2 protein-coding genes and 1 pseudogene are annotated in these 1,938 nt (G+C 76.3%); all 3 read right to left on the reverse strand.

The window, feature by feature from the left end; genetic code table 11:
- Positions 1 to 368, reverse strand: a pseudogene (locus tag B0E53_RS36005) (hypothetical protein); the annotation flags it as partial.
- Positions 369 to 377: 9 nt separating this feature from the next.
- Entirely contained in the window at positions 378 to 1,490 is a 1,113-nt protein-coding gene (locus tag B0E53_RS36010) for a VWA domain-containing protein (protein ID WP_107079874.1), read from the reverse strand.
- A partial coding sequence (locus B0E53_RS36015; RefSeq protein ID WP_246835778.1) for a DUF5682 family protein occupies positions 1,487 to 1,938 on the reverse strand: 452 nt, incomplete at its 5' end. The genes B0E53_RS36015 and B0E53_RS36010, both read right to left, overlap by 4 nt.

Genomic DNA, 1,938 nt, shown 5'->3' on the forward strand with positions numbered 1-1,938 from the left:
CGCCGCCTCCGGTCGGGCCGTTGCCCTCGGTCGCGTCGCCGCCGGCCGGGCCGACCGGCGGGGGCAGGGTGCGGGGCCCGTCCGGACTCGGTCGCCTGCTGCCGCTGGTAGGTCAGCACGAGCGCCAGCAGGTGGCGGCAGACACCCGGCGCCGCGCAGGAGCAGACGCCGGTGGCCAGCCCGCCGCCGGCCGGCAGGGTGCTGGTCACCCCATCGGGATGCGCGGCGCGCACGGCGCCGTCGTCGTCGACGGCGAGCGCGGGCGCCTCCCCGCCGTCGACCGCCTTGACGGCCCGCTTCACCAGGCCACGGTTGCTGAGCGCGGCGAGCACCTCCGGGGTGAGCGCCAGCAGGTCGGTACGGATCACGCCTCGCTCCTAACGGCCCACGTGCTCGGCCACGAACGCGGCCAGCTCACCCGGCGTCATCGCGCCGACGGCCGCGCCCACGTCGGCCAGCCGCTGCGCGGTGGCCCGGTCGTACGCCGGGTTGGCCTCCTCGTCGAGCGCGGCCAGCCCGAGCACATGGGTGCCCTGCTCGACGAGCTGTTTCACGGCGCGCACCAGGTGCGCCTCGCTGCCGCCCTCGTAGAAGTCGGTGACCAGCACGACGATGGCGCGGCGCGGGTTCTCCACCAGCTGCGCCCCGTACGTCACCGCCCGGGCGATGTCGGTGCCGCCGCCGAGCTGCACCTTCATCAGCAGCTCCACCGGGTCGTCCACGTCGCTGGTGAGGTCGACGACCTCGGTGTCGAAGGCCACCAGGTGGGTCCGGACGCCGGGCAGCCCCCACAGGCAGGCGGCGGTGACCGCGGCGTGGATCACCGAGCCGACCATCGAGCCGGACTGGTCCACCAGCAGGATCACCTGCCAGCGGTCCAGGTGCCGCCGGGTCCGGGAGAAGAAGTGCGGGGTACGCACGTGCAGCCGGCGCTCGTCGGGACGCCAGTGGGCCAGGTTGGCGCGGATGGTGCGCCGCACGTCGAAGTTGCGGGCCTGCCGGAACCGGCTGGGCCGACGCGCCCGCGCCCCGGAGAACGACTGCCGCACCTCGCTGGCCATCCGCTCGACGAGCTGGCGTACCACCGCCTCGACCAGTCGCCGGGCCAGCCGCAGCACCTCCGGGTCCATCAGGTGCTTGGTGCGCAGCACCGCGCGCAGCAGCGCCGGGTTCGGCTCCACCCGGGCCAGCACCTGCGGATCGGTCACCACGTCGTGGATCTCGTACCGTTCGACCGCGTCCCGTTCCAGCCGTTCCACCGTCTCCCTCGGGAACAGCCGGGTGATGCCGTCCAGCCAGTCCACGGTGGTCAGCGCCGACGGGCCGGAGCCGCCCCGGCGCACGTCGCGCCGGTTCAGTTCCTCGTCGCGGCCGTACAGCCAGTCCAGCGCGGCGTCCCGGCCGGCCGCCGCCCCGGACAGGCCGCCCAGGCAGTCCTGTGCCGCGTCGCCGAGCACCAGCCGCCAGCGTTCCAGCATCGGGTCGGTCACGCCGGGTCTCCTTCCCGCAGCCCTTCGCGGGCGAGCACCGTGTCGACCCGCGCGTCCAGCGCGCGGGCGGCGGCCACCAGCACCGGGTCGATGTCCAGCCGCAGCAGGTCACGGGCCGGCCCGTCGGCGCCGCGCAGCGCCAGCACGTGCCGGGCCACCGCCGCCCGCTCGCGCGGCGGGAACCAGCCGAAGGCCTGCCGCAGCGCGGGCAGGGCGACCAGGAAGTCGTGCGCGTCCATCGCCGCGAGCAGACCGTCGAGGACGCCGAGCAGCGCCGCGTCCCCGGCGACCACCTCCTCGCGGGCCAGGGCGAACAGGCCGGAGAGCCAGTCGCCGAGGGTGCCCGGGGCGGCCACCGCCCGCACCGCCCGGCCGGCATCCGCGGCGGCGCCGAGCGACCAGCGCAGACCGAGGGCCGCGCCGCGCAGGTCCGGCGGGGCGGCCGGAT

Source organism: Micromonospora sp. MH33 (assembly GCF_003013775.1).
GTDB lineage: Bacteria > Actinomycetota > Actinomycetes > Mycobacteriales > Micromonosporaceae > Micromonospora > Micromonospora fulviviridis.